This is a genomic window from Streptomyces sp. BR123 (assembly GCF_013401435.1).
Lineage (GTDB): Bacteria > Actinomycetota > Actinomycetes > Streptomycetales > Streptomycetaceae > Streptomyces.
Window position 1 is genome coordinate 44,930 of record NZ_JACBGN010000019.1, and the last position, 6,766, is coordinate 51,695.

General features: G+C 71.0%; 5 protein-coding genes. 2 read left to right on the top strand and 3 right to left on the bottom strand.

Annotation, left to right across the window (positions count from 1 at the left end; translation table 11 throughout):
- Positions 1–59: 59 nt before the first annotated feature.
- On the bottom strand, positions 60–656 hold the full coding sequence (locus HYE82_RS05445) for a TetR/AcrR family transcriptional regulator (protein WP_179172775.1): 597 nt from the start codon (positions 654–656) through the stop codon (positions 60–62).
- 181 nt (positions 657–837) lie between these two features.
- Between HYE82_RS05445 and HYE82_RS05450 the strand changes: the two genes are divergently transcribed.
- Entirely contained in the window at positions 838–1,803 is a 966-nt protein-coding gene (locus HYE82_RS05450; RefSeq protein WP_179172763.1) for an alpha/beta fold hydrolase, read from the top strand.
- Between the two features lie 148 nt (positions 1,804–1,951).
- Here HYE82_RS05450 and HYE82_RS05455 read toward each other — a convergent pair whose 3' ends face one another.
- Together HYE82_RS05455 and HYE82_RS05460 are read right to left on the bottom strand one after the other, a co-directional pair.
- Complete coding sequence (locus tag HYE82_RS05455; RefSeq protein ID WP_179172764.1) at positions 1,952–2,974, bottom strand: LysR family transcriptional regulator; 1,023 nt, start codon at positions 2,972–2,974, stop codon at positions 1,952–1,954.
- Positions 2,975–3,340: 366 nt separating this feature from the next.
- A complete protein-coding gene (locus HYE82_RS05460; protein WP_179172765.1) occupies positions 3,341–5,095 on the bottom strand; it encodes an ABC transporter substrate-binding protein in 1,755 nt (584 codons plus the stop codon).
- 213 nt (positions 5,096–5,308) lie between these two features.
- On the opposite strand from HYE82_RS05460, the gene HYE82_RS05465 reads away from it, so the two are divergent.
- Positions 5,309–6,586: an alpha/beta fold hydrolase gene (locus HYE82_RS05465; protein ID WP_179172766.1), complete on the top strand. Its 1,278-nt coding sequence runs from the start codon at positions 5,309–5,311 to the stop codon at positions 6,584–6,586.
- The last annotated feature ends 180 nt before the right edge of the window (positions 6,587–6,766 follow it).

Below are 6,766 nucleotides of genomic sequence, written 5' to 3' on the forward strand. Positions count from 1 at the left end.
CCCGTCCTGAGTCCGGAGGGCGGGGAATCGGGAGCGCCGGCCTGTCGACGGGCACGGCGTCAGGACGTGGGAGGTCGCCGGAGTCCCTGGAGGAGGAGGGCGATCAAGCGTCGTGGGTCGTAGCGGGGGTCGTTGTCGCGTCCGATGCAGAGGTTGCCGATGCCGCGCATCAGCTCGTACGGCTGCGTGCCGGGCCTGATGTCGCCGACCTCGACCGCGGCGTCGAGCAGTTGGGCGCAGACGGGCAGCAGCCGGTCGAGGAAGTAGGCGTGCAGCGCGGCGAAGCGTTCGTTGTCGGACTGCAGGGCGTCGGCGAGTCCATGCTTGGTGACGAGGAAGTCGACGAAGAGGTCGATCCACTGGCGCAGTGCGTCGAGTGGGGAGTCGGCACTGGCCAGCAGGTTCGGGCCGGCCTGCGCGCACGCCTCGATCTGGTGGTGGTAGACGGCTGTGACCAAATCAGCCCGGGTCGGGAAGTGGCGGTAGATCGTGGCCATCCCGACGCCCGCCCGGGTCGCGATCTGGCGGATGGGCGCGTCGACGCCGGAGGTGACGAAGACCTCGGCGGCGGCGGTGAGTACGGTCTGCCGGTTGCGCTGGGCGTCGGCCCGCTTGCTTCGGGACGGCGACTGCCCTGCGGGGCCCTCGGTGGCCATCACGTTCTCCTTCTCCTTCTCCTTCGACACTGCTTGACAAAACGGAGCGCCGCTCCGGATATTAAATGGAGCAGCGTTCCGTTTCAGCTTAGCCGAAGCAGGACGCTTCCGACCGTCTTGCCCGCCCACCGGTCGCAGGAGACCGGCGGGCGGCGGACGCCACCGAAGGGGAACCCATACCGTGAGCACGTCCACCGCCACCAGCGCCGACCCCTGGGCCACGCCCGCCCCGGTCCTGTCCTTCAGCCCCGTAGTCCTCTCCGTGCCCACACGTCCCGTGGACCTCCAGGTGCGCGTTTCGGCACCCGCGACCGGAACCAGCCTCCCCGTCATCCTCCTCTCCCACGGCCACGGCCCCTCGAACCACCTCTCCTCGCTCAACGGCTACGCGCCGCTCGCCAACTTCTGGGCCGCCCATGGATTCGTCGTCGTCCAGCCCACCCACCTCACCTCCAGGACACTGAGCCACCTGGTCGCCGACGCGCCCGGCGCGCCCGATTTCTGGCGCTCGCGCGCTGAGGACATGACCCACGTCCTCGACCGACTCGACGTGATCGAGAGCACCGTGCCGCAGCTCGCGGGCCGGATCGACCACACCAAGGTCGCCCTCGTCGGACACTCGCTCGGCGGCTTCACCGCCGCCCTCCTGCTGGGCGCCGGGCTCACCGACCCCGATACGGGGAAGGTGGTGCACCTCGCGGAGCCCCGGATCAAAGCCGGCGTACTGCTCGCCGCGCCCGGTAGGGGCGGCGACGCCCTCAACGGGCCCATGGCCGGGCAGTGGCCGATCATCGGCGCCGTCGACTTCTCCACCATGACCACACCCGCGCTGGTCGTCGCCGGCGACAAGGACGACTCCCGGCACTTCACGGACATGGGACCGGGATGGCACGCCGATCCCTACACCCTCGCCCCCGGACCCAAGACCCTGCTCACCCTGTTCGACGCGGAGCACGGACTCGGCGGTATCGCCGGATACGACGCCGCCGAAACCACGGACGAGAACCCCGGGCGGGTCACCGCCCTCGCCCGGCTCGCCGCGGCCTACCTCCGCACCCGGCTCCACCCCGGCGCCACCACGTGGCAGGCCGCGTGCGAGGCACTGACGACCGGCCCCGACCCGGTGGGACGAGTCGAATCCAAGTAGGCGGAATCCAAGTGCGCAGCAGGCTCGTACGCGACGACAGTTCCCAGGGCGGCCGGCTGCCGCGCTGTGAAGTGCCTCGGCATCCAGGCCCCTCAGCCGCATCGGCTGCACGTCGTGATGCGCGCCCTGCGACGGCGACCGTCGCCGGCTACCGGCCCGCACACCACCCAGGGCGGCCTCGGCCGGTCCGACGGTCGTCGGGGGCCCCGGGCGGGAGCCGGGCCGCGTCAGGGTGGCGCCGGCGCCACTCCGCGTAGACCGGGCTGGCGGCACAGGCGTCCAGGTAGCCTGCCGCCACCGCGCGCAGGATCTCCTCGCCGCGGTCGGCGAGCGGGCCGTCCCGGTGCCAGGCCAGCACGTGGCGGTACCAGAGCGGGTTTCCCGCGAGAGGTCGGACGGCGACGCCGGGGGTCTGCGAGAACGTGGCCTGGCAGAGGCTGACGGCCAGGCCCGCACGGACCAGTTCGATCAGCTGGCGCCCCTCGGCCTCGTGCGGGGCGGAGGGGCGGCGGCCGGTCAGCGCGCACACGGAGGACCAGTACTCGCGGGTGCGGTCGCCGTCGGGCCGGGGCATCGCCCAGTCGTGGTCGGCGAGTTCGGTCAGGCAGACGGCCTCGCGGCCGGCCAGCGGGTGGGCCGAGGGCAGCAGGGCGAAGACGGGTTCGGTGACGAGGGGGATGAGGATCACCCCGTCGCGCGGAGGAAGGCGCTGCTCGGGGTGGTCGCCGAGGACGGCCGCTTCCAGCCGGCCGGCGGCGAGGTCGTCCAGGAGCGTGACGGGGGAGTAGTGGCAGCGTGATGTCACCTCGGCCCCGGGGAGGAACTTCCGCACGGCCAGGAGGAGGTGGCCGAGCAGGGGAGCACCGACCGATCCGACGCGGACCCGGTCCGGGGACGCCAGATGGCGGGCCGCGCGGGCGGTGTCGGCAAGGAGCGCGTCGATGCCCGGCAGGACGGCGTGTGCCCGGGCCAGCACCAGCTCACCGAAGGCGGTGGGCGTGGCTCCGGCCCGCTGCCGGTCGAAGAGGACACCGCCCAGCATGTTCTCGATGCGGCGCAACTGTGTGCTGAGGCCCGGCTGGGTCATGGACAGCGCGGCGGCGGCCCGGGTGAGGCTCCCGGCCTCGGCGATCGCGCACAGCACGCGCAGGTGCCGTACCTCCAGTTCCATGCCGCGCATGTTATGGAGCGACGACAGCTGTCGGACAGGAGCGTGCACTCATCACTTTATGTGAAATGTCACATGCTATTCAGCGAGGGCCGTGATCCGCACCGGGCGCCACGACCGCGTACGTCGTCGAGTCCGGGCATGGGGTCGCGCCGTTCAGGGTCGGCGAGTCGTTCACCGACGCGGCGGCCTTGGGGTACGGATCGACGTGCTCGGCGCCGACGGCTACGAGGGCTACGGCGAGACCGTACGCATCACCAAGCCGTAGGAGCGCATGAGCGCGAACGCGGCAGGCGCTGCGCGGCGCGGCGCAGTGCCCGCGGCTTCGTGAACCGAGCCGCGGGCCTGCCGGAGCCCTGTGGCGGGATCTCAGTTCCTCCCCTGCGCAGGGTCCTTGAGGCCGATGGTGGCGTAGTCGAGCTGGCCGCCGAAGGACGTGTGGCCGAAGGCTCCGGCGATGTTGGTGCCGAGCAGCAGGGGCAGGCGTTCGATGACGGCGGGCGCCGCCGGGGCCTTGGCGAGGATCTCTCCGTCCAGCTGCTGCCATGCCTTGTCGGCCTCCCCCGTGTCGGTCATGGCGGCGATCTCGTCCATCCTTTTCATCGTCGCCTCGTCGCGGAAGAGCGAGTGATTGCCGGAGTTCCCCTTCTCCTTGATGTAGCGGCCGTCGAAGACGAAGGGCAGGAAGGTGGAGCCGGAGGGGTAGTCCGGGCACCAGCCGGTGTAGACCAGGGCGCTGCGCTCCTTGGTGTCGCCGATGGTGTCGTAGAAGGCCGCCGGGTCGACCGCCTCGATGACGACCTTGATCCCGGCCCGGCCCAGTGAGTGCTGGATCGCCTCGGCCACCCCCTTGTCGCCGTTGGAGACGGTGATGGTGGTGGTGAATCCGTCCGGCTTGCCGGCCTCCTTCAGGAGCTGCTTGGCCTTCTCCGGGTCGCCGGTGGCCGGGATCCCCAGCGTGTCGGGCTGCTTGCCGCCGAAGAGCGAGCCGGGCATGAGGGCGGTGGCAGGGTCGTTGAGGGCCGGGCCGCCGGAGGCGGTCACCACCGCCTCGCGGTCCAGGGCGTACTGCACGGCCTGCCGGACCTTGACGTCGTCGAAGGGCGCGCGGCCGGTGTGCATCTGCACCATCTCGGTGCAGTTGGTCGACTCGGCGAGCAGTCGCGCCTTGACCTGGGGCTTGGTGAGCACCTTCGGGGTGCTCTCCGGGCGCAGCCTGCCCCAGGAGACCGCCGAGGCGTCCACGCCCTCCGAGGCGATGAGCCGGTCGTCGATCTGGTTGGCCCTCAGCCCCATCACCACGACGAGCCGGTCCGGGTAGGCCTTGCGTACGCTGTCCGTGGCCTGGTCCCAGTGGGGGTTGCGGACCAGTACGAGCTGCTTGTCCCGGTCGTACGACTCGATCTTGTACGGGCCGGAGGAGAACGGGCGGTTGTCGTACTGGGGGCCTCTGTCCTGCGCCCTGGGCACGGGGGCGAAGGTGGGCAGGACGGTGGCGTTGGGGAATTCCGCGAAGGGCTTGCGGAGTTCGAAGACGATCGTGTGGTCGTCGGGAGTCTTGACGGAGTCGAGGTGCCTGCCCTCGGCGGGGCCGCGGTACCCCTCGGCGCCGGCCAGGTAGCGGGCCGCGTAGTCCGGGCCGCCGGGCAGGTCGGGGGAGAAGGACCGCTCCACGTTGTACTTGACGTCCTGGGCGGTGATCGGGGTGCCGTCCTCGTACGTGAGGCCCTTCTTGAGCCTGAAGGTCCACGTCCTGGCGCCGTTGGAGGAGACACCGAGGTCCTCGGCGAGGTCGGGGACCAGCTCTCCGTCCTTCGCGCCCGGTTCCGCCTTGTACGTCACCAGCGTGCGGTAGAGCAGACGGGTGCCGAAGTCCATGTCGCCGATCACCCAGTTGCGGGCCGGGTCGAGGTGGGTGAAGTCCTGGTTGGACAGGACGGTCAGCGTGCCGCCTCTGCGCGGGGTGCCGCCGACCGTAGCCCCTTCATTGGCCAGGGCCGGGTTCTGCGCGCCCTTTTCCCGCTGGCTTCTGCCGGAGTGCGTGCTGTCGGAGCAGCCGGCCGTGCCGAGTGCGACCGTCGCCGCCAGGGTGGTGGCAACAGCGTGGAGAGTGCGCTTGTTCATCAGTGGTCACTCCGTGAACAGTCGGACAGCCTGGAGCGGCTGGAATGTGACCGATAACATAGTAATGTGAAATTCTACTCCACAAGTGTCGCCCCTCCATAGCGCGGAGTTATGGGCAAGTGGGGGCTCTGCGGCCGCAGAGGGGCACGCCATTCTGTCGGCGTAATGTCACATGTCACTGCGCGGCCCTTCGGCCGTGAAAGGGCCCGCCCCATGAACCCCGCATACGCGACCGTCGACCACGTCTTCACCGTGCCCCTGGACCACTCGGCCCCCCACGGCCCGACCATCCGGATCTTCGCCCGGGAGGTCACCGATCAGGCCGGCCGGGCGGGCCACGGGGGCCGGCAACTGCCGTGGCTGCTCTACCTGCAGGGCGGCCCCGGCGGAAAGTCGCCCCGGCCGTCCGCGGGTTCGCCCGGCTGGCTGCCCGAGGCGCTCAAGACCCACCGGGTCCTCCTCCTCGACCAACGCGGCACCGGCCGCTCCACCCCCGTCACCGCCAGAACGGCAGCCCGCTTCGCATCACCGGCCCGGCTCGCCGCCCATCTCGCCCACTTCCGCGCCGACTCGATCGTCGCGGACGCCGAACTGATCCGCCGGCAGCTGTGCGGCGACGAGCCCTGGGAGACCCTCGGCCAGAGCTACGGCGGCTTCATCACCCTCACCTACCTGTCCCGGGCTCCCGAAGGACTGCGGGCGTGCTACGTGACCGGCGGCCTCCCCGGCCTCTCGGCCACCGCCGACGACGTGTACGCGCGCACCTACCCCCGTGTCCGGGACCGCGTGCTCTCCTGCTATGCCCGCTACCCGGACGACGCCGCCCGGCTGCAGGGGATCGCCCGGCTCCTGGCAGCCACCGACGTACGCCTGCCCGACGGAGACCGGCTCACCCCCCACCGCCTGCGCACGCTCGGCCTCGTCCTCGGCATGGGCGACGGCTTCGAGCGGATCCACTGGCTCCTCGACGAATCCCTCGACGACGACGGGGAGCTGACCGACACGTTCCTGCACCAGGTGATGGCGCTGACCGGCTTCACCGACAACCCCCTCTTCGCCGTCATGCAGGAGACCCTGTACGGACAGGGCGCCGGGCCGACCGGCTGGGCGGCGTCCAGGGCCATGTCGGCCATCCCCGAGTTCGACGGGGAGGCCGACCCCCTCCTGCTCACCGGAGAGATGATCTACCCCTGGATGTTCCGCGAGATCAGGAGCCTGCGCCCCTTCGCCGACGCCGCCGAACTGCTCGCCGAACGCCCCGACTGGCCGCCGCTCTACGACCATCGCCGCCTCGCCGCGAACCAGGTCCCGCTCGCCGCGCTCGTCTACCACGACGACATGTACGTCGACGCAGGGCTCTCCCTGCGCACGGCACGCGAAGTCGGCGCCACCCGTGTGTGGGTCACCAACGAATGGGAGCACGACGGTGTCACCGCCGCCGGCGGCCGCGTGCTGTCCCGACTGATGGACCTCGCCGCAGGCCGCGCGTAGCACGCCGAACACAACAACCGCACCCCTGCACCGACCACCAACACCACCCACCCCGCTTCCCCTCCGCGTACCGCTCAACCTGCCTCCGACGGGAGAGCCATGACCACCCAGCTCCACCGCCTGCGTCCCCTCGCCGCACCAGTCGTCCTCCTTTCCTGCCTTTCCGCCCCCACCGCGGCC

Excerpts from the sequence above, each read along its gene's own strand:
- HYE82_RS05460 (WP_179172765.1), bottom strand. The coding sequence starts at position 5,095 with ATGAACAAGCGCACTCTCCACGCTGTTGCCACCACCCTGGCGGCGACG.
- HYE82_RS05455 (WP_179172764.1), bottom strand. The coding sequence starts at position 2,974 with ATGGAACTGGAGGTACGGCACCTGCGCGTGCTGTGCGCGATCGCCGAG.
- HYE82_RS05465 (WP_179172766.1), top strand. The coding sequence starts at position 5,309 with ATGAACCCCGCATACGCGACCGTCGACCACGTCTTCACCGTGCCCCTG.
- HYE82_RS05445 (WP_179172775.1), bottom strand. The coding sequence starts at position 656 with ATGGCCACCGAGGGCCCCGCAGGGCAGTCGCCGTCCCGAAGCAAGCGG.